This window comes from Alistipes sp. Marseille-P5061 (assembly GCF_900290115.1).
GTDB lineage: Bacteria > Bacteroidota > Bacteroidia > Bacteroidales > Rikenellaceae > Alistipes > Alistipes excrementigallinarum.
On sequence record NZ_LT985752.1, the window covers coordinates 123,719 to 144,115 of the forward strand.

At 63.1% G+C, this 20,397-nt stretch carries 21 protein-coding genes; 7 read left to right on the plus strand and 14 right to left on the minus strand.

Annotated elements, in window-relative coordinates:
• Positions 1-60: 60 nt before the first annotated feature.
• Positions 61-642, minus strand: a complete 582-nt coding sequence (ruvA, locus tag C8267_RS10595; protein WP_106634578.1) for a Holliday junction branch migration protein RuvA — start codon at positions 640-642, stop codon at positions 61-63.
• 97 nt (positions 643-739) lie between these two features.
• Between ruvA and C8267_RS10600 the strand changes: the two genes are divergently transcribed.
• Complete coding sequence (locus C8267_RS10600) at positions 740-1,333, plus strand: OmpH family outer membrane protein (RefSeq protein ID WP_106634579.1); 594 nt, start codon at positions 740-742, stop codon at positions 1,331-1,333.
• Between the two features lie 415 nt (positions 1,334-1,748).
• Positions 1,749-2,549: a diadenylate cyclase CdaA gene (gene cdaA, locus C8267_RS10605; RefSeq protein WP_087362712.1), complete on the plus strand. Its 801-nt coding sequence runs from the start codon at positions 1,749-1,751 to the stop codon at positions 2,547-2,549.
• A 370-nt stretch (positions 2,550-2,919) separates the two neighbouring features.
• On the opposite strand, the gene C8267_RS10610 is transcribed toward cdaA, so the two are convergent.
• The 7 genes from C8267_RS10610 to C8267_RS10640 all read right to left on the minus strand — a co-directional run bounded on the left by C8267_RS10610 (position 2,920) and on the right by C8267_RS10640 (position 8,187).
• On the minus strand, positions 2,920-3,480 hold the full coding sequence (locus C8267_RS10610; protein WP_106634580.1) for a hypothetical protein: 561 nt from the start codon (positions 3,478-3,480) through the stop codon (positions 2,920-2,922).
• A 57-nt stretch (positions 3,481-3,537) separates the two neighbouring features.
• Positions 3,538-3,987 carry a DUF4878 domain-containing protein gene (locus C8267_RS10615; protein WP_106634581.1) on the minus strand — a complete coding sequence of 150 codons (450 nt, stop codon included), beginning with the start codon at positions 3,985-3,987 and terminating at the stop codon, positions 3,538-3,540.
• A gap of 560 nt (positions 3,988-4,547) precedes the next feature.
• A complete protein-coding gene (gene secG / locus C8267_RS10620; protein WP_087362709.1) occupies positions 4,548-4,934 on the minus strand; it encodes a preprotein translocase subunit SecG in 387 nt (128 codons plus the stop codon).
• A 12-nt stretch (positions 4,935-4,946) separates the two neighbouring features.
• A complete protein-coding gene (locus tag C8267_RS10625; RefSeq protein WP_087362708.1) occupies positions 4,947-5,435 on the minus strand; it encodes a hypothetical protein in 489 nt (162 codons plus the stop codon).
• 14 nt (positions 5,436-5,449) lie between these two features.
• Positions 5,450-5,965 carry an LPS assembly lipoprotein LptE gene (gene lptE / locus C8267_RS10630; protein WP_199792102.1) on the minus strand — a complete coding sequence of 172 codons (516 nt, stop codon included), beginning with the start codon at positions 5,963-5,965 and terminating at the stop codon, positions 5,450-5,452.
• A gap of 126 nt (positions 5,966-6,091) precedes the next feature.
• Positions 6,092-7,336 carry a sigma-54 interaction domain-containing protein gene (locus C8267_RS10635; RefSeq protein WP_087362707.1) on the minus strand — a complete coding sequence of 415 codons (1,245 nt, stop codon included), beginning with the start codon at positions 7,334-7,336 and terminating at the stop codon, positions 6,092-6,094.
• Between the two features lie 23 nt (positions 7,337-7,359).
• Entirely contained in the window at positions 7,360-8,187 is an 828-nt protein-coding gene (locus tag C8267_RS10640; protein ID WP_087362706.1) for a hypothetical protein, read from the minus strand.
• Between the two features lie 217 nt (positions 8,188-8,404).
• On the opposite strand from C8267_RS10640, the gene C8267_RS10645 reads away from it, so the two are divergent.
• Positions 8,405-9,799, plus strand: a complete 1,395-nt coding sequence (locus tag C8267_RS10645) for an arginine decarboxylase (RefSeq protein ID WP_087362705.1) — start codon at positions 8,405-8,407, stop codon at positions 9,797-9,799.
• Positions 9,800-10,225: 426 nt separating this feature from the next.
• On the opposite strand, the gene C8267_RS10650 is transcribed toward C8267_RS10645, so the two are convergent.
• From C8267_RS10650 to C8267_RS10675, 6 genes are all read right to left on the minus strand, one after another.
• Complete coding sequence (locus tag C8267_RS10650) at positions 10,226-11,428, minus strand: M23 family metallopeptidase (RefSeq protein WP_087362704.1); 1,203 nt, start codon at positions 11,426-11,428, stop codon at positions 10,226-10,228.
• Positions 11,429-11,887: 459 nt separating this feature from the next.
• On the minus strand, positions 11,888-12,478 hold the full coding sequence (locus tag C8267_RS10655) for a DUF3109 family protein (protein WP_106634582.1): 591 nt from the start codon (positions 12,476-12,478) through the stop codon (positions 11,888-11,890).
• Entirely contained in the window at positions 12,475-13,464 is a 990-nt protein-coding gene (locus C8267_RS10660; protein WP_106634583.1) for a D-alanine--D-alanine ligase, read from the minus strand. The genes C8267_RS10655 and C8267_RS10660 overlap by 4 nt, the downstream gene beginning before the upstream one ends.
• Positions 13,465-13,473: 9 nt before the next feature.
• Complete coding sequence (gene nadD / locus C8267_RS10665; RefSeq protein WP_106634584.1) at positions 13,474-14,286, minus strand: nicotinate (nicotinamide) nucleotide adenylyltransferase; 813 nt, start codon at positions 14,284-14,286, stop codon at positions 13,474-13,476.
• A gap of 1 nt (position 14,287) precedes the next feature.
• Positions 14,288-14,851 carry a guanylate kinase gene (gene gmk / locus C8267_RS10670; protein WP_106634585.1) on the minus strand — a complete coding sequence of 188 codons (564 nt, stop codon included), beginning with the start codon at positions 14,849-14,851 and terminating at the stop codon, positions 14,288-14,290.
• A gap of 49 nt (positions 14,852-14,900) precedes the next feature.
• A complete protein-coding gene (locus C8267_RS10675) occupies positions 14,901-15,761 on the minus strand; it encodes a YicC/YloC family endoribonuclease (protein WP_106634586.1) in 861 nt (286 codons plus the stop codon).
• A gap of 198 nt (positions 15,762-15,959) precedes the next feature.
• Here C8267_RS10675 and serC point away from each other — a divergent pair, with 198 nt between their 5' ends.
• The 4 genes from serC (at position 15,960) to C8267_RS10695 (ending at position 20,354) form a co-directional block, all read left to right on the plus strand.
• A complete protein-coding gene (gene serC / locus C8267_RS10680; RefSeq protein WP_087362699.1) occupies positions 15,960-17,033 on the plus strand; it encodes a 3-phosphoserine/phosphohydroxythreonine transaminase in 1,074 nt (357 codons plus the stop codon).
• Between the two features lie 108 nt (positions 17,034-17,141).
• Positions 17,142-18,065 carry a 3-phosphoglycerate dehydrogenase gene (locus C8267_RS10685; RefSeq protein WP_106634587.1) on the plus strand — a complete coding sequence of 308 codons (924 nt, stop codon included), beginning with the start codon at positions 17,142-17,144 and terminating at the stop codon, positions 18,063-18,065.
• An 80-nt stretch (positions 18,066-18,145) separates the two neighbouring features.
• Positions 18,146-19,396 carry a DUF1015 domain-containing protein gene (locus C8267_RS10690; RefSeq protein WP_106634588.1) on the plus strand — a complete coding sequence of 417 codons (1,251 nt, stop codon included), beginning with the start codon at positions 18,146-18,148 and terminating at the stop codon, positions 19,394-19,396.
• Between the two features lie 472 nt (positions 19,397-19,868).
• Positions 19,869-20,354, plus strand: coding sequence for a DUF805 domain-containing protein (locus C8267_RS10695; protein ID WP_106634589.1), 486 nt, complete (start codon positions 19,869-19,871; stop codon positions 20,352-20,354).
• Positions 20,355-20,397: the final 43 nt, after the last annotated feature.

Here is a 20,397-nt window from a genome sequence, read left to right on the forward strand (position 1 = left end):
GGGTGCAAATCGGCTGCCACAAACGCTCCCGAGAGGCCGGCGGAGGTGCAAAAAGCCCGTTCAGAGCATCTTCAGAGCCATGCGCACCATCTCCTCGACGGGAGCCGAGGGGTGTTCGCGGGCCAGCTTGCGCACGGCCTTCTCGGCCGCCCCCTTCGGGAAGCCGAGCATGACCAGCGCGGCGAGCGCCTCGTCGCACGTCTGGTCGTCGGGCCCGGCCGGCACGGCCTGCGAGGTGTCGAGCCCCGTGAGCTTGCCGCTCAGCTCGACGATGATTTTCTGCGCCGTCTTGAGGCCGAGCCCCTTGACGTTCTTCAGCAGCACGGCGTTGCCCGACCCGATGATGCCCTGCAGCTCGCGGGGCGAGTAGGTCGAGAGAATCATCCGCGCCGTATTGCCCCCCACGCCCGAGACGCCGAGCAGCAGGCGGAAGAGCTCGCGCTCGACCTTCGAGGCGAAGCCGTAGAGCAGCTGCGCATCCTCGCGCACGATGTGGTGGACGTAGAGCTGCGCCTGCTCCGCATGCTCGATTTCCGTATAGGTCTGGAGCGAGATGTTGAGGTAGTAGCCCACCCCGCCGACGTCGATAACGGCGTATGTCGGAGCGAGTTCCGCCACACGGCCGCTTATATATTCGTACATGGTCTCAAAAATTAAGGGATAACGGGCAAAAATAAAGATTTTTTTTTACCTTTGTCGGAACAAAGTTGCATAAAAAACTCAAAAAATCAGACTCGATATGAAAAACATTTTGCTCACGGCGTGCATTGCGGCCCTCTCGCTGACGGCCTGCGACTCGAAAAGCGGCGCCGAGACGACGGCCGCCACTCCGGCCGCAACGACCGAGGCAACCGGCTGCGGCGAGGTCGCATACGTGCAGGTGGAGGCCGTGCTCGCGCAGAGCGACCTCTTTCTGACCGAGGGCGCCGCCCTGCAGGCCAAGACCGAGAAGGCCCAGAAGAGCTGGGCGCAGAAGGAGCAGAACCTCCAGTATGAGGCTGCCCAGCTGCAGGAGAAGTACCAGAAGGGGCTCATCACCACCAACGACGCCCAGGCCCAGCAGCAGAGCATCGAGAAGCGCGTAGCGGCCTACCAGAGCTCGGCCCAGAAGGAGGCCCAGACGCTCGACGAGGAGAATTACGTCTTCAACAACCGCGCCCAGGACCTCATCCACCGCGCCATCCGGGCCATCAACGCCGACGGCCGCTACAAGCTCATCGTCAACGCTTCGGCCCTGCTCGATGCCGACACGACGCTCAACATCACCCCGGCCGTGCTGGCCAAGGTGAACGAGCTCTACGCCGCCGACAAGAAGGCTGCCGAGAAGAAGTAGCGCCCCGCGCGACGCTTCGTCCGACCCCAAAACGGGATGTCCGCCTCCGGGCGCGGCATCCCGTTTTTTGTGCCGTGCCGGGTTTTCGGTGCCGGGGTTCGGTGCCGGGGTTCGGACGCCAGTTTTGGGACGCTGAGAAAGCCCCCTACCGCCCCTGCCCGTGAACCGCTGCTTTTCCGCACTCAGTACCCCCCGTCCCCGGCATCGCCCCGGGATAAGCCCGGTAGCGTTCCGACATTGCCCAGGTAATCCTCCCGCTATCGTCCCTGCCCCCGGTCGGCAGCCGGCCGCCAGGGACCCGGCAGGCCGGCGCATCCGCGGCTGCGGGCCGTCCCCCGCAACAAATCGGGGCGGATGGCGGAAAGTCTCCAAATTTTTCCTACATTTGCTCCGTAATAACCGTACGTACCGCTCTATGGGTTTCGTTCCATTCACATTCATCGACTTCATCGACATCGTCCTCGTCGCCGCCATCATGTACTGGATTTACCGGATGACGAAGGGGACCAACGCCCCCTATATCCTCTCGGGCATCATCGCCATCTATCTGCTGTGGGTCGTGGTCAAGACGCTCAACATGGAGTTGCTGTCGACCATCCTCGGGCAGTTAATCAGCGTCGGCGCCATCGCCCTGATTATCGTCTTCCAGCCCGAGCTGCGCCGCTTCCTGCAGGTTATCGGCATGCGCCAGAAGCACTTCAACTTCATCACCCGCATCTTCTCGGCCGGCGACGACCCGGCACAGACCAACATCGTCCCCATCGTCACGGCCTGCCGCGAGATGGCCGAATCGATGACCGGAGCGTTAATCGTCATCGGCCAGCAGAGCGACCTGAGGCTCATCGCCGAGGGCGGCATCGCGCTGGACGCCAAGGTCTCCACGCCGCTGCTCAAGAACATCTTCTTCAAGAACGCTCCGCTCCACGACGGCGCCGTGCTCATCGAGGGCGACCGCATCGTGGCGGCGAAGTGCATCCTGCCCGTCACGCAGAGCGCCGTGCCCAAATCCTACGGCACGCGCCACCGGGCGGCCATCGGCATGAGCGAGATTTCCGACGCCATCATCATCGTCGTTTCGGAGGAGACGGGCCACATCTCCATCGCGCAGGGGGGCAACATACGGCGCGACATCGACCCCTCGCGGCTCCAGCAGACGCTGCAGCGCTACCTGAGCATCAACACGCGCAAGCGCACCAAGGGCGAGGTGGCCGAATAAACAGAAGGCCGGGCACCGCACCCCGCCGCCCCAAAAAAGCGCCGCGAGCGACCCGCACAAGGCACCACCCCAAAAAGCGCCGCGCCCGAGCGACCCGCACAGGGCACACACCACCCCAAAAAACAAAGCGCCGCACCACGAGTGCTCCGGCCCGACTTTTCCACCGTGTCCGTCCGAGGCCGGGTGCCCCACACCGCTCCCCAAACAAAGCGCCGCGTCGGGCGCCCCATGCGGCAGCCGCCCCACCCTGCGCCGGTACAAAAGCGCATACGACCGTCAAACAACAGGCCCGGGACTCTCCAGTGAGACCCGGGCCCGGTTCATTCAAGGAGGATTGGCGGCAGCTGCCCCCTCCCCGCCGGCCGACGCGTCAGAAGGCCCGCACGGCACGGACGTGCTGCGAGTAGTTCTTGATTTCGTCGCTGGGCTTGAAGCTCTTAGCATAGAGCCAACCGCCGCTGGCCTCGTACTTGCCCGTCTCAGTCGACGACCAGTAGAGGAAGGTGACGCCCTGCGTCTCGAGCGGCGTGCCCTGCGCGGCCACCAGCGCGGCATTGACCGCCTCGTGGCTGGCATTGATTTCGGCCATCTCGTTCACGGCCGGGAGGTACCACCCCTCGCCCAGCCCGGCGCACCAGGCAAAGGCCGGGAAGCGCTCCTGCCAGTTGTCCTGGCTCTTGACCTGCTCGAGGTTCACCGCGCCGTTATCCTGGTCGGCCGCACCGACCACATCGATGCCGCGCCCCGTCTGCCAGGGCAGCGAGGTCTCCTCGAGCGACAGAATCTTACCGTGGCGGCCGCCGTCAGTCACGCTGAAGACCACGCCGCGCACGCCCTCCGCTTCGTAATAATCACCTACGCCGTATTTCGGGCTGCACCCGACCAGTGCCGTAAAGCAGACGGCATAGAGCAACAGTTTCATCCGGTTCATAATATCCTTCTTTTATGGTTTTACGATTGGCTTGCTGCAGAAAGAGGGCCGCTCATGCTACATGCCGAACCACTCGCTGGCCCACAGCACCGTGATGTCGACCTTCCAGAGTCCGTCGACCGGCACGAGCATCAGATATTCGGTCTGCTCGCCCACCCTGCACTCGACGTAGGCCACCTCGAGGTTGGGGTTGCCGTTATCCTCGTCCGTCGTGATGCGCTCCGAGACGCACTCGACCTTCACCGGGCCCTGCGCCTTCCGCTTGGCAAGCTCCTCGGGGAACTGCTTCGTACGGGCGATGTCGGCCGTCATGGCCAGCTCCAGCAGGTTGCGGCCGTCGAAGAGGACATAGTCGGCGGCAGCGCTGTCGCCGGCCGTGTAGAGCTCCATGAATCGCTGTGCGACCTCCTTCGGGGTTTTGGGATAGGCGCCCGACTGCCCGGCGCCGCAGGCGGTGATGCTCAGACCGAACATCAGCGCGAAGGTTAAAACGAAAAATTTCTTCATAGGTGTACGTATTTGGGGTTTGAGTTTTCCGCACACAAAGGGGAACTTCCAGCTCCGCCTCTTCAGAGCCACCATGCGCCTACCCCACACACCTGCCTTCCCGCACTGCTGCGGGTCGGCTCCACACTGCACTTTCGCTTGTGCCGGCAAAGAGTCATCGGTTTCTACAAATTTAACCAATTATTTTCAAAAATCATAGTCCCGGCGTGGTTTAACCGTGTGAAGAGTCCCCGGCCGGGGGAAGAGTCCTCGGCCGGGCGAAGGTCCCCGGCCGGGCGAACAGCACCCACCCGCATCCGGAAACCGACAGCAGCGCCCACCGCGACGACCGCAGGCCTCCGTCCGAAAACAAAAACAGCGGACACAGCAGGCCACCCGCCCGAAAACAAGAAGAGGGACAGCAGCGCCCCTCCGCGACGACCGCAGGCCTCCACAAAAAAACAAACCAGCGGTGCCCGCGCCCCTTCCGCCCGGAAACAAAAAGAGACCGCACATGGTGCGGTCTCTCCCTGTCTCTTCGGATTTTCTGCTCTCTGCCGGGGCAGCCTTCCGCAGAAAAACTACTTGGCGGGAGTCTCCTCGGCCGGTGCGGCGGGCGTCTCCCCGGCCGGTGCGGCAGGAATCTCGGCCTGCGGCATGGCGGCGGGAGCCTCGGTCTCGATGACGCGCTCCTGCAGTGCCTTGGCATCCTCCGTAATGGCGCTGTTGCTCGTCGCTACGAGGCTCTTGTCCATGGCCAGCGTGGCCACGAGGCTCAGCACGACAATCGCGATGGCCATGGCCCAGGTGAATTTCTCCAGGAAGTTCGTGGTTTCACGTACGCCCATCACCTGGTTCGATGCGCCGAAATTGGCGGCCATGCCGCTCTTGGGATTCTGCACCAACACCGCGAGAATCACCAGAACGCTCGCCACAAGTATCAGAGCAATACAAATCGTGTATAACATATCGGATGAATTTTAATTATTTGTTTCTATCCTGCCAATAAGTTCGGCAAAGTAAACACTTTTTTCCGGATTTAGCAAACTTAATTTGCGATAAGTGTCAATCGCTTTCGCGCGAAGCCCCTGTGCGAGGTAAATCTCGGCCAGCTCCTCGCTTACGAGGTCCTCCTCGTCGGTCAGGTCGGCCTCGGTGCGCACCTCGCTCTCGGGCTCCCCCTCCTCGGCGACGATGCGCAGATGCTCCTCGCGCAGGAAGCGGTCGATGATATCCTCCGACGTGAGGAACGTGAGGGCTTCGGCGTCGACCGGCTCCCGTTCGAGCACGCTCTCGCCGCGCCACGGAGCCACCGCCTCGAGCCGCTCGTCGCGCTCGCCGCGCACGAGGGCCCGCACCCGGCGCGCCGTCGCGAACCACTCGAAGCGCTTGAGCAGCGCATCGAGCTCCGCCTCGGAGGGGCGCTCCGACGTCCCGCCCGAAGCCACGTATTGCATGAAATCGGTCATCCTTCAGCCCCTTTTTACCAGTTCGATGCCGACGCCTGGAAGATGTCGGTCACCAGTTTGTCCACAATCAGGGGAATCAGCTCGCCCTCGGCCTCGGTCAGCAGACGCGACGAGTCGTAGTCCTCGTAGGCCGAGAAGGTGCGGTTGAACGACATCTTCTCGTCGAGCGCGTTGGTAAAGCGGACCTTCACCGTGATGGTCAGGCGGTTGAGCAGCGCCGTATCCTCGCTCGAGACGGAGGCCGTCACCGAGGTGTAGTTGGTGATTTCACCCTCGAAGGCGAAGTCGCCCCCCTCGTCCACCTGCACCAGACGCGTACGGCGCGAGAAGATGTCGACCAGCGCCTCGGTGAGCGTCGAGCTCAGGATGGGCGAGACCATCGTGGCGTTGTTGGGGAAGTAGGCCACCGAGAAGGTCTTGGCGTCGGGCGGAATCGAAGCGCCCGAGAGCGAGTACTTGATGGCCACGCCGCAGCCCGAGGGAATCAGCAGGCCGGCAGTGGCGAGCAGCAGAAAAATGAATCGTTTCAACGCGGTATTCTCTTTTTGTTCTGTTCAAAAATTTATGCGGACCCGGAGCTCCGATTATAAGCGGTCCCGGGGCTCAGACAGCTCCTCCCATAAGCAAGCCCGGACAAGCAATCCCGGGGCTCGGGACTACTCCTCGATGCCCAGCTCCTTGATTTTGCGGTAGAGCGTGCGCTCCGACATGAAGAGCTCGGCGGCCGCCTCGCGGCGTCGGCCGTTGTTGTGCTTCAGCGCGCGGATAATCTGCTCGCGCTGCACGTCGGCCTTCGTCTTCTCGTGGGGAGGCTCGTCGGTCACCTCCTCGCTCTCGGCAAAGACCGGAGCCGAAGGCTGCACGCCGCCGCCCGCCGGGGGCGCGGCATAGAGCGGCGCGGAGCTCTGCGCCGTGGTGGGCAGCAGCGCCTTGATGTCGGGCGCCGAGGGCTCGCCGCCGTGGGGCATGCGCTGCATGAGCTCGGCCAGCATGCGCTTCAGGTCGTTGATGTCGGAGCGCATGTCGAAGAGCACCTTGTAGAGCAGCTCCCGCTCGGCGAAGGGCTCCGAGGAGGCCGCCTGGCGGGCAGGACCCGCCGCCACGGAGGTGCCGGCGTTCTGCTCGGGAAGGTAGCGGGCCAGAATTTCGGGGGTGATGAGGCGCGCCTCCTCGACGGCCGAAATCTGCTCGGCGACGTTCTTCAGCTGACGGATGTTGCCCCGCCAGTAGTAGTTGCAGAGCATCTCGCGGGCCGCCGCATCGAGCGTCACCACCGGCATGCGATACTGCTGCGCCACGTCGCTCGCGAACTTGCGGAACAGGAGCGGAATGTCGCCCGGACGCTCGCGCAGCGCGGGCACGACGATGGGCACCGTATTGAGGCGGTAGTAGAGGTCCTCGCGGAAGCGGCCCGAGGCGATGGCCTCCTGCAGGTTCATGTTCGTGGCCGCCACCACGCGCACGTTGGTCTTCTGGACCTTCGACGAGCCGACGCGGATGAACTCGCCCGTCTGCAGCACGCGCAGCAGGCGCGCCTGCGTCGGGAGGGGCAGCTCGGCCACCTCGTCGAGGAAAATCGTACCGCCGTCGGCCTCCTCGAAGTAGCCCTTGCGGGCCTCGAGCGCCCCGGTGAAGGCCCCCTTCTCGTGGCCGAAGAGCTCCGAGTCGATGGTTCCTTCGGGGATGGCGCCGCAGTTCACGGCGATGTATTTGTTGTGCTTGCGCGCCGAATAGGCGTGGATGACCTGCGGGAAGAACTCCTTGCCCACGCCGCTTTCGCCCGTGACAAGGACCGTCAGGTCGGTCGGGGCGACACGCACGGCCACCTCGAGCGCGCGGTCCAGCAACTCGGAGGTGCCGATGATGCCGAAGCGCTGCTTAACAGTCGTAATATCCGTCATTGTTGTCTCTTCTCGGTTTGGGTTTAACGCTCCGAAGCCGCATCGGCGGGCGCTGCCTCCCGGGGCGCTTCATCACCGGCTTCGTCACCGGCCGAAGCCTCCGTCCGAGCCGGGGCATCGGCCTGGTCAGCAGCCTCCGCCTCCACCGCTTCGGGCAGCGGCAGTTCGAGCTCCTCCTCGAGCCGCGCCTCCTGGCGGTTGTGGTAGTAGCCGAAGGCGATGGCCGCCACGGCGAGCAGCGCCGCAACGATGGCCACAATCAGGAAGCGGTCGACACGCCTCCGCTCCGTGGGGCCCACATAGGTGTAGGCGTCGGTGTTCTTGGGAGGACGGCCGTAACGCAGCCCCTTCAGGCAGGGTTCGGGATTCATCTTCGCCGAGGGCGAGACATGCAGTGTTGCGGGACGGGCTTCCGGCTCCGGCTCGGCCGGTTTGGCATGCCCGTGCGAAGCGTGACCGGCCTCTCCGCCGGCATGCTCCGCCGCCGCATGGCCCGCAGCGCCGTCGCGGAGGGGCTCCTCCCCGGCCGGCACGTGTGCATGCGGCTGATATTCGAAGGCAATCGTTCCGTTGGGGCCGCTGCGGAATACACCGAATCCCTCCATCGGATACTCCCCGCCGCTCTGCACGGCATGGCGTACCTCGAAGAGGAAACGGTCAATCTCTCCGGCGGCTTCCAGCTCACTCATCCCTTCCTCGCGCAGCAGCGTACGCAACACACCGTCATCGCGCCGCAGCAGCTCCGTGAAGAGCACGCTTTCGCCCGGCGTCTTAACGACAAAGGCCCCGAATTGAGGTATGACCAGTCGCTTGTGCGACTCCAGATAACGTTCGATTGTACGATATAACACCTTACAAACTGTTGGATTTGTCGCTTCAAAATTACCTTTTTTCGAAGAAAAAACAAAATCACCCCCTATTTTTCAAAATAATCGCCCGAAAAGGCCTCCATCCGGAAAATAATCATTTACTTTGCATCCCGAAACGGGCCGGAATCCGGGTGAGCTACTTTCGCTCCGTCCGGCCCATGTAGCGAAGACGGATTGTTACAAAACCTTTAAACGAGTCATGAAAGACAAGTACATCGACCTCATCGAACAGACGTTCGACTTCCCGCAGGACGAGTTTTCTGTCGAGGACAACGAGCTGCATTTCCACGACATTCCGCTCATGGAACTCATCAAGCAGTACGGCACTCCGCTCAAAATCACCTACCTGCCGAAAATCTCGCAGCAAATCAACCGGGCCAAGCGCATGTTCAACGTGGCAATGGCAAAGGTCGACTACAAGGGCTCGTACAACTATTGCTACTGCACCAAGTCGAGCCACTTCTCGTTCGTGCTCGAGGAGGCGATGAAGAACGACATCCACCTCGAGACCTCGTCGGCCTACGACATCCACATCATCAACGCCCTCTACGACGGGGGCATCATCGACAAGGACCGCTACATCATCTGCAACGGATTCAAGCGTCCGCAGTATGTCGAGAACATCGCCCAGCTGGTCAACGCCGGCTTCGAGAACACCATCCCGGTGCTCGACAACAAGGAGGAGCTCGACCTCTTCGAGGACGCCTTCACCAAGAAGTGCAAGGTGGGCATCCGCATCGCCTGCGAGGAGGAGCCCAAGTTCGAGTTCTACACCTCGCGGCTGGGTATCCGCTACAACGACATCGTCGAGTTCTACAAGACGAAGCTCAAGAACAGCAAGAAGTTCCAGCTCAAGATGCTCCACTTCTTCATCAACACGGGCATCAAGGATACGGCCTACTACTGGAACGAGCTGCTCAAGTGCATGAACGTCTACTGCGAGCTGAAGGCCATCTGCCCCGAACTCGACAGCCTCAACATCGGCGGCGGCTTCCCCATCAAGAACTCGCTCAACTTCGAGTACGACTACGAGTACCTGACCGAGGAGATTATCGCCCAAATCAAGAACTTCTGCCAGCGCAACGGCATCGAGGAGCCCAACATCTTCACCGAGTTCGGCTCCTTCACGGTGGGCGAGAGCGGCGCGGCGCTCTACTCGATTGTCAACCAGAAGCAGCAGAACGACCGCGAGAACTGGTACATGATAGACTCGTCGTTCATCACCACGCTGCCCGACACGTGGGGCATCGACCAGCGCTACATCATGCTGGCCATCAACAACTGGGACAAGGAGTACCAGCGCGTGCTGCTGGGCGGACTGACGTGCGACAGCGAGGACTTCTACAACTCGGAGTGCCACACCAACGCCATCTTCCTCCCGAAACTCGAGAAGGGGAACACGCAGTACATCGGCTTCTTCCACACGGGAGCCTATCAGGAGGCGCTGGGCGGCTTCGGCGGCATCCAGCACTGCCTCATCCCGGCGCCCAAGCACATCATCATCGACCGCGACAAGTCGGACAACGAGTACTACACGCGCCTCTTCGCCAAGGAGCAGTCCTACCGTTCGATGCTGCGCATCCTCGGCTATTGACGCCCTCCGGGCGCGCTGTAACGCACCTGTAACCCCTCGAAGCGCCTTCCGCCCCTGCGGCGGAGGGCGCTTCGCCGTTTGGCGGAGCATCCCGGCATGTCCGGCAGGGCCCGCCGCCGGCCGCAACGCCGGAAGCCGGGGGCAGACAAACGCCGGAGGCCGGGCACGAACAAGCCCGCAGGCCGGGGGGGGCAGACAAACACCGGAGACCGGACACAAACAAAACCCGGAGGCCGGGCACAAACGAACCCGGAGGCCGGGGACACAAGCAAAACCCGGAGGCCGGGCACAAACGAAGCCCGGAGGCCGGGGACACAAGCAAAACCCGGAGGCCGGGCACAAACGAAGCCCGGAGGCCGGCGCGGATGAACCGCAGCACCGACTTCCGGGCTTCAGATTGTGCGGAGGGGACGGCCGCCCCCCTTGTCAACGCACGCGCAGCGTACGGCCGATGCGCAGCGTCGTCGTCCGCGTGATGCCGTTCAGCGCGCAGAGGCGCGAAACGGTGGTGCCGTAGCGGATGGCGATGTGTCCCAGCGTATCGCCCGAGCGAATCTTGTGGTAGCGGCGCGCCGCCTGCTCGGCCGCCTCCTTCTTGTCCTGCTTCTCGTTGGCCAGCTCATCCTCGAAATCCTGCCCCGCCTTCGAATAGATGCTGAAGAAGGATTTCTTGAGCAGGAAGGTCTCGCGGCAAAGAACCCCCTTGCGGAAGTCGATGAGGCGCTCGGGGTCGAACGACTGGCCATAATAGCGCGTCTCGAAGTGGAGGTGGGGTCCCGTCGAACGGCCCGTCGAGCCGCCCAGACCAATCACCTGTCCCGCCTCGACCCACTGATTGGGCTCGACCAGACGCTCCGAGAGGTGGCCGTAGTAGGTCTCCAGGCCGTTGTCGTGGCGGATAATCACCAGATTGCCGTATCCGCCGCGGTTGTACTCCGAGATGCGCACCCGGCCGCTGAAGGCCGCATAGACGGTGTCGCCCGTCTTCAGCGGCAGGTCGATGCCCTGATGCGCACGGCCGCGGCGCAAGCCGTAGCGTCCGCGCGGATGGGGCGTCGCCTGGTAGGGGCAATGGTAGCTGCGCGTCGAGTCGACCAGTTCGAGCACGACCGACGAGGGCATCGCCGCCAGGTTGGCATCCTTGTAGGGGAAGAGCGTCGTCGTATCCCAGTACTTCTCGAAGATGGTGCTGTCGCGGGCGATTTCGCGGTTGCGGACATAGCGCCACGTGTTGTCGCCGTAGAGGACGACGAAGAGCGCCTCGTTGCCCGAATCGAGCGTATCGATGACGGCCGACTCGCTGACGTCGGGCACCGACTCGATTTCCACACGGCGCAGACGCCGGCGCAGCTCGGCGAGCGAATCGGCAGCCGACTGTTTGGCGGGAGCTGCCGCCGATGCGGTGCGCGGTGCGGCGGCGTCGGGGAGCATCTCGGCCTGCTCGGCCAGCAGCTGGCAGAGCGAATCAATCTGGGCGGCCTGCCAGTCGGTCAGCGTGCGGAGCGAGTCGGCTTCGGCCGATACGCGCTCCGTCTGACGTTCGAGTTCGGCACGCGTCGGGCGGGCCGTACGGGCCGTCGCGGCGCAGGCGGCCGCAAGGGCAAGGAGGGTCAACAGGTATCTCTTCATAACAATTTCAATCGTCGTTGGTCTCTTTTCGTAGTCAATATATCATAATAAGGTGTGCCGGGAGCCGTGCAGCCAGGCGTCCCCGCAGAGACGGTCGCGCAGCGGCAGGCTTCGCAGAGGCAGGCAGCCGAGCGCTCTCTTCCCTTCCCCGGCTCCGGCGCCGATGCTCCCGTCCGTTGCCGACGAAACCCGTCGGTCCGAGGACCGGCAGGGGACTGCCCCATCCGGGAGGGTCCTTGCGGGAAAGTGCCCTTGCAGGAGCGCCCTTCGCCGGAAGCACTTATGCGAGAGCGTTACGGAAACGTCCTTCGCCGGGAGCCCCCTTGCAGGAGCGTCCTCCGCCGGGAGCGCCCGTGCGGGAGGGTTCTCGCGGGAGCGCCCGTGCGGGAGGGTTCCCGCAAAAGCGCCCCGGGTGCGCCCCGGGTGCGCCCCCAAAGCGCCCCCAAAGCGCCCCCAAAGCTATTGCTTCGGGTGCGCCGGACGGTGGTTGAGCAGCTCGTCGGCCGCCTCGAGCGCCCGGTAGAACTCCTCGCCGAAGCGCCGGATGATGGGCTCGCGCAGCGATTCGTAGACGCGAATCCCCAGCTTGCGCCCGCACCGCCGCGCCGGTTCGCAGACCGACCAGCGGTGGTAGTTCAGACCGATGCTTCCGTTGGAGAAGTGCACCAGCCGGATGGGATAGAGGTGGCAGGAAATCGGCTTGCGGAAGGGGGTCTTCCCCTCGAGCCACGCCTTCTCGATGGCACAGAGCGTCACGCCGTTCTCGTTGCGCGAGTAGGCGCACTCGGCATCGTTGACCAGCGGCGTGGTGTAGTCGCCGTCGTCGTCGACCACCATGAAGCCCTGCCGCTCGACCGCCTCGATGCCCTCGGGCGTCATGTAGGGCCGGTAGGCCGCATACTCCCGCTCGAGCGTCTCCACCTCGTCGGCCTCGAGCGGCGCTCCGGCGTTGCCCTCGACGCAGCAGATGCCCTTGCACTGCGTCAGGTCGCAGGCGAAGCACTCGCGCAGCAGGTCGGCGCTCACAATCTTGTCGTCAATCTCAATCATTTGCGGCGGCAGGTATCGGCAATCACGATGTCGTAGAGCTCCCCAAGCGTCATGCCGGCGGCACGCGCCTGCTTGGGCACGATGCTTCCGGCGCTCATGCCGGGAATCGAGTTGATTTCAATCATGTAGGGGACATTCTCGGGCGTGACGATGAAGTCGACGCGCACGATGCCCGAGCAGCGGCAGGCCCGGTAGGCGGCGCGCGCCAGACGGTGGAGCTCGGCCGCAAGTTCTGCCGGGATGCGCGCCGGGGTAATCTCCTCCGAGAAGCCGGCCTTATACTTGGCCTCGTAGTCGAAGAAGTCGTTCTTGGGGCAAATCTCCGTGATGGGCAGCTCGTATTCGCGCTCCCGGGTGATGAGCACGCCGCACCCCATCTCGCGCCCCGGGATGCACTCCTCGACCAGAATCTCGTCGTCCTGGGCGAAGGCCGCCTCGAGCGCCGCCGGAAGCTCCCCGGCGCTGTGCACCTTCGTCACGCCGAACGACGAACCGTTGGCATTGGGCTTGACAAAGAGCGGAAGGCCGAGCCGTGCGACCACCTCCGCGCAGTCAATCTCGTCGCCGCGGCGGAAGAAGAACTCGCGGGCCAGATGGACCCCCGTGCCGGCCACGGCGCGCTTGGTCGAAATCTTGTCGAAGGTGATGACCGACGAGGTCATCGAGCACGACGAGTAGGGAATGCCCATCATGTCGAGGTAGCCCTGCAGGCGGCCGTCCTCGCCCGGCGTGCCGTGGATGATGATGAGGGCGTAGTCGAACTGGCGGCGGACGCCGTCGACCGTCAGCGAAAAGTCGTTCTTGTCGACCTGCCACTGGCGGCCGTCGGGGGCGGTGTAGTGCCAGTCGCGGTGGTGGAGGTCGATGACCGTGACGTCGTATTTTTCGGGGTCGAGCGCCGCCTCAATCTGCGCGGCGCTCTGGAGAGCAATCTCACGCTCGGGCGAATCACCGCCCGCCACGAGCGCAATCTTCAAGCGTGTCATTATCTGTTATCAGGGATTGTAAATGTCTTTGTAACGGAATGCGAGAATCTCCTGCACCATCTCGACATACTGGCGCGCCTCGCAGTTCGAGGCGTCAATCTCGAGCGCCCGGTTGAAGTCGTTGAGCGCATCGCCCCACGAGGCACGGCGGTAGTGGAGCTTGCCGCGCTCGATGTGCAGCGCGGCGTTGGCCGGTTCGGCCTCGATGCGCACGGTGAGGCGCTGCAGACGGCTCTCGGGAGTCCAGAGCCCCTTGCGGCGGATGTACTCCGCCACCTCGGGCTGGAGCATCCGCGAGGCATCCTCGCCGTTCTCGAGCGCCTCGCGCACGTCGGTCGAGGAGTAGTCCTGCAGCGGAGCCCCCTCGAGCAGCGTGACGCGGTCGCGGAAGCGGCCGACCTCCGCGCCGCGGCGCGGGTAGACGAAGAGGGGGTAGCTGTCGAGAATCGTCTCGTACTCCTTCCAGCGGTCGAGCTGCCCCACCAGGTCGCTCCCCATCAGAATCGAGAAGCTCATCTCGCGGCCGTGGTTCTCGCTCAGGTAGCGCAGCGTGTCGACCGTATAGGAGGGGCGCGGCAGCAGGAATTCGACCACCGAGGGCTTGATGCGGTCGGGGTATTTCGAGTGGGCGCAGGCAATCTCCGCCATCTCGAAGCGGTCGAGCTCGGGGGCCTGCGCATCGGCCTCCTTCAGGGGGTTCTGCGGCGATACGACCAGCGCCAGCTCGTCGCAGAGCCCCTGTTCGACGGCATATTCGGCCAGGGCGACGTGGCCCCGGTGAATCGGGTTGAACGACCCGAAGTAGAGCATCATCCGTTTCATCTCAGCAGGCGATGAACTGTTCGACAATACGGGTGGTTTCGCGCACGGCATCCTCCAGCACGTCGTTGACCACGACGTGGTCGAAGCCGGGGGCCTTCGTCAGCTCGAACTCGGCCTTGGCCACGCGGCGCTCGATGACCTCCGGAGCATCGGTTGCGCGCCCCACCAGACGGCGGCGCAGCTCCTCGATGGAGGGGGGCATGATGAAAATCGAGCAGGCGTCGGCGCCGAAAATCCGCTTGAGGTTCAGACCGCCCATCACGTCGACGTCGAAGACGATGACGTGGCCCTTGGCCCAGATGCGCTCCACCTCGCTGCGCAGCGTTCCGTAGCAGGTGCCCTTGTAGACCTCCTCCCACTCGACGAAGCGGTCCTGGGCCACGGCCTCGGCAAAGGCCTCGGGCGTGAGGAAGTAGTAGTCCACCCCGTCGCGCTCCGTACCGCGCGGGGCCCGGCTGGTGGCCGATACCGAGAATTCGAATTGCGGGAAGTGCTGCAGCAGCTCCCGTACGATTGTCGTCTTGCCGGCGCCGCTGGGCGCCGAGAATATGATGACCTTACCCATATATCATATACGTATTTGAGGCAGCGCCGCACGCGGCCCGGAGCCGGCGTCAGAGGATGTTGAGCACCTGCTCCTTGATTTTCTCCAGCTCGTCCTTCATCCGGACGACCAGAATCTGGATGTTCGACTCGTTGGCCTTCGACCCCATCGTGTTGATTTCGCGCCCCATCTCCTGGGCGATGAAGCCCAGCTTGCGGCCGGGGGCCTCCTCGCCGGCAGCCACCTCGCGGAAGTAGCGGCAGTGGTTCTCCAGGCGCACCTTCTCCTCGGTGATGTCGAGCTTCTCGAGGTAGTAAATCATCTCCTGCTCCAGGCGGTTGCGGTCCACCTCGACGCCCAGCTTCGAGAGGTTGTCGAGAATCCGCGCGCGGATGGTCTCCGTACGGGCCTTCTCGAAGGGAACGACCTCCTCGCGGTAGCGCTCGATGAGGTCGACGCGGCGCAGCAGGTCGGCAATCAGCACGGCACCCTCCTGCACGCGGAAGGCGTCGAGCCGCTCGACGGCGTCGGCCGCGGCGGCCATCAGCGCGGCGCTCTCCTCCTCCGTCACGCGCTCGGCCTCGACCGATACCACGTCGGGCATGCGCATGAGCACGGGCAGCATGGCGTCGTAGTCGGCGTCGATGCCCGAGAAGGCGAGCGCGTCGTTGAGCTGGCGCAGGTATTCGCGGAAGATTTCGCGGTTGATGTGGGCCGAGGTCTCCACCTGCTGGCTCTCGACGCTCACGAAGAGGTCGACCTTGCCGCGCTGGAGCCGCTGCGCGACCAGATTGCGCAGTTCGGTCTCCGACTGGCGGTAGAGCGCCGGCAGTTTGATGTTCAAATCGAGCTGCTTGGAGTTGAGCGAGCGGAGCTCGACCGTGATTTTCTTGGTTCCGAAAGAGGCTTCGCCCTTGCCGAAGCCCGTCATCGATTTTATCATAGCGAGGTGATGATTGGTCCTTAATCCCGGCAAATTTAGTAAAAACAATTCAAAAAGGCGCCCTCCGGCCCCGGGCATTGAAATTTATTTGGCAAGAGTTTGGTTTGTCCCGAATATTTTATATATATTTGTGTTAGTCAAGTAACAGTTCGCAATCTAAATGAACTAATTTACATACGGATTATTATGAAAAAGCACAATTTCAACGCCGGACCCTCCGTCCTTGCGGACGAAGTTATCGAAAATGCCGCCAAGGCCGTCCTCGATTTCAATGGCTCGGGACTCTCCCTGCTCTCGATTTCGCACCGTTCGAAGGATTTCGACGCTGTGATGGCGGAGGCCGATGCGCTCTTCCGCGAACTGCTCCACATTCCGGACAACTACAAGATTTTCTACATCGGCGGCGGCGCCAGCACGATGTTCTATGAGGTTCCCGCCAACTTCCTGGGCAAGAAGGCCGGCTACGTCAACACGGGCGTCTGGTCGAAGAAGGCCATCAAGGAGGCGAAGCGCTACGGCGAGGTGGAGATTCTCGCCACGTCGGAGGACCGCAACTTCACCTATATTCCCAAGGGATTTGCCATTCCGAGTGACCTGGACTACCTCCACATCACCTCGAACAACACCATCTACGGCACGGAGTACCACGAGGACCTCTCGTCGCCCGTACCCCTCATCGCCGACATGTCGTCCGACATCCTGTCGCGTCCGGTCGACGTGACCAAGTATGCGATGATTTACGGCGGCGCCCAGAAGAACCTGGCTCCCGCCGGCGTGGTCTTCGCCATCATCCGCGAGGACATGCTCGACAAGCAGGTGCGCGACCTGCCGACGATGGTCAGCTTCCGCACCCACGTCGAGAACAACTCGATGTTCAACACGCCTCCCGTATTCCCGATTTACGTGCTGAAGGAGACGCTCAAGTGGCTCAAGTCGATTGGCGGCGTCGAGGAAATCTACCGCCGCAACCAGGAGAAGGCGCAGCTGCTCTACGACGAAATCGACCGCAACCCGCTCTTCCGCGGCACGGTCGAGAAGCAGGACCGTTCGCTGATGAACATCTGCTTCGTGATGGCCGACGGCTACGAGGAGCTGGCTCCCGAGTTCCTGGAGTACACCAAGGCGCACGACATCGTGGGCATCAAGGGCCACCGTCTGGTGGGCGGCTTCCGCGCCTCGTGCTACAACGCCCTCAAGAAGGAGAGCGTCGAGGTGCTCGTGAAGTGCATGCGCGACTTTGCCGAGAAATACGCCAAATAGCCCGGCATGCCGCTTGTCACACGCATACCGACCGGTTACGACGCCCTCACCGGAGAGGTGAGGGCGTGGGACTGGCGGGAAGTGCTCACAACCGAAATCAGAGAGACCATGAAAGTACTGATAGCAACCGAAAAGCCCTTCGCACAGAAGGCCGTCGACGGCATCCGCCGCATCGTCGAAGAGGCCGGCTACGAGCTGGCGCTGCTTGAGAAGTATACCGACAAGGCACAGCTGCTGGAGGCCGTGGCCGATGTCGACGCGCTGATTATCCGCAGCGACAAGGTGACCGCCGAGGTCATCGCCGCCGCGCCGCAGCTCAAGATTGTCGTCCGCGCCGGCGCGGGCTACGACAACGTCGACCTGGCAGCCGCCACCGCACGCGGCATCGTCGTGATGAACACCCCGGGCCAGAACTCGAACGCCGTGGCCGAGCTGGCCATCGCGCTGATGATTTACATCTCGCGCAACCGCTTCACCCCCGGCACGGGTCACGAGATTATGGGCAAGACCCTCGGCATCCACGCCTACGGCAACGTCGGCAAGCTGGTGGGCCGCAAGGGCAAGGCCATGGGCATGGAGGTCATCGCCTACGACCCCTTCATCCAGGAGGACGCCGTATTCGAGGCCGACGGCGTGAAGCGCGTCGGTTCGGTCGAGGAGCTCTACGCCAAGGCCGACTTCCTCTCGCTGCACATTCCCGCCACGGAGCAGACCCGCGGCTCGATTGGCTACGAGCTGCTGATGTCGATGCCCAAGGGCGCCACGCTGGTCAACACCGCCCGCAAGGAGGTCATCGACGAGGCCGGCCTCATGCGCGCCCTCGAGGAGCGTGAGGACCTGAAGTACGTCACCGACATCGCCGCCGGCATCCAGGCCGAGCTCGACGAGAAGTTCGGCAAGCGCGTCTTCGCAACGCCCAAGAAGATGGGTGCCGAGACCGCCGAGGCGAACCTCAACGCCGGACTGGCCGCCGCCCGACAGATTGTCGACTTCTTCAAGACGGGCAACACCCGTTTCCAGGTAAACAAGTAATCCACCGAACACGGCGACACGGAAGGCGGACGGAGCGCATCCGTCCGTTTTCCGCGCCTGCACCAAACCCAGACAAGACCATGGTACGCATCAAACCTTTCCGCGGCATCCGTCCGCCCAAGGAGTACGCCGCCGAGGTGGCATCGCGCCCCTACGACGTGCTGAACTCGGTCGAGGCCAAGGCCGAAGCCACCGAGCGCTCGCTGCTCCACATCATCAAACCCGAAATCGACTTCGACCCCATCGCCGACGAGCATTCGCAGCAGGTCTACGACAAGGCGGTCGAGAACTTCCGCAAGTGGCGCGCCGAGGGCTGGCTCCGTCAGGACCCCGAGGAGTACTACTATATCTATGCCCAGACGATGGACGGCCGCACGCAGTACGGTCTGGCCATGTGCTGCCACTTCGAGGACTACCTCTCGGGGGCCATCAAGAAGCACGAGCTCACCCGCACCGACAAGGAGGAGGACCGCATGATTCACGTCCGCAACCAGAAGGCCAACATCGAGCCGGTCTTCTTCGCCTATCCCGACAATGCCGAAATCAACGAGATTGTGGCCGACGTGGTGAAGAACAACCCGCCCGAGTACGACTTCACGGCCGAGGACGGCTTCGGCCACCACTTCTGGGTCATCCGCGACCGCAAGACGATTGACCGCATCACCGAAATCTTCGCCGGCATCCCGGCCCTCTACGTGGCCGACGGACACCACCGTACGGCTGCCGCCGCACGCGTGGGCGCCGAGTTCAAGGCCAAGAACCCCCACCATACGGGCAACGAGGAGTACTGCTACTTCCTGGCCGTCACCTTCCCGGCCAACCAGCTGCGCATCATCGACTACAACCGCGTGGTGAAGGACCTCAACGGCATGACCCCCGAGGAGCTGCTCAAGCGTCTGGAGGAGAACTTCGTGGTCGAGGACAAGGGCACGGAGACCTACCACCCGACGGGGCTGCACAACTTCTCGATGTATCTGGCCGGCCACTGGTACAGCCTCACGGCCAAGAAGGGCACCTACGACGACAACGACCCCATCGGCGTGCTGGACGTGACGGTGCTCTCGAATCTGGTGCTGGACCGTCTGCTGGGCATCAAGGACCTGCGCACCTCGAAGCGGATTGACTTCGTGGGAGGCATCCGCGGCCTGGGCGAGCTGAAGCGCCGCGTCGACAGCGGCGAGATGGCCGTGGCCTTCGCGCTCTACCCCGTCTCGATGCAGCAGCTCATCAACATCGCCGACACGGGCAACATCATGCCTCCGAAGACGACGTGGTTCGAGCCCAAGCTGCGCTCGGGCGTGGTGATCCACTCCTTCGCCGAGGGCGACTGACAACCTCGACACACCTCCGCGCATCCGTGCGGGAGGGACAAACCGGAAACGGAGAGCGGCGTGCCGCTCTCCGTTTTTCGTGGAGGCCGGGGGGGGGAAGGGGCGTGCGCCAGACGGGCTCCGGCAAAAAGCGGGAGCCGACAAACACCGGAACATGCAAACGCCGGGAGCATGCAAACGCCGGGAGCACGCAAACGCCGGAACAGACCAGAGCGAAGCATGCGAAACCCGGGAGCAGACAAATGCGGAGCACGCAAACGCCGGGAGCACGCAAACGCCGGAACAGACAAGAGCGAAGCATGCGAAACCCGGGAGCAGACAAACGCCGGAGCGGACAAACGCCGGGAGCATGCAAACGCCGGGAGCATGCAGGAATTGCGGCGCCGGCAAAAAATCGCGGCAAAAAGTTGGCGGTCCGCCCCTTTTTCGTATCTTTGTTTACAGAACAAACCAACAAAAAATTCTTCAGCCTATGAAATGGTTCATCCTCTGCCTGCGCAACTACGTGAACTTCAGCGGCCGCGCACGCCGCAAGGAGTACTGGTTCTTCGTGCTCTTCACCTTCATCTTCTCGATTGTGGCCCGACTGCTCGACCTGCTCATCTTCGGCCCGAGCGGCATGCTCATCTCGGGTCTGTTCGGTCTTGCCATGCTGCTGCCGCAGCTCGCCGTCCTGGTCCGCCGCCTGCACGACACGAACCGCTCGGGCAAGTGGGTGCTGGGATACTACCTCCTCACGATTCTGTGGACGGGAATTATCATCGTCTGGGGCATGAAGTACTTCGTCGCCGCCATGCAGGGCACGGCAGGTATGCCCGTCGGATTCTCGATTTTCGCCATCGTGGGCGTTCTTGCCATCCTGGCCTACGCCATCGTGCTGCTCGTATGGAGCTGCCTGCCGGGAACGAAGGGCGAAAACCGCTACGGTGCCGACCCTAAGGCCGGGGAGATGGCTTGAATCTGACCCCGCGGATATATCCAAAAGACGGGAAGTTCGGGAC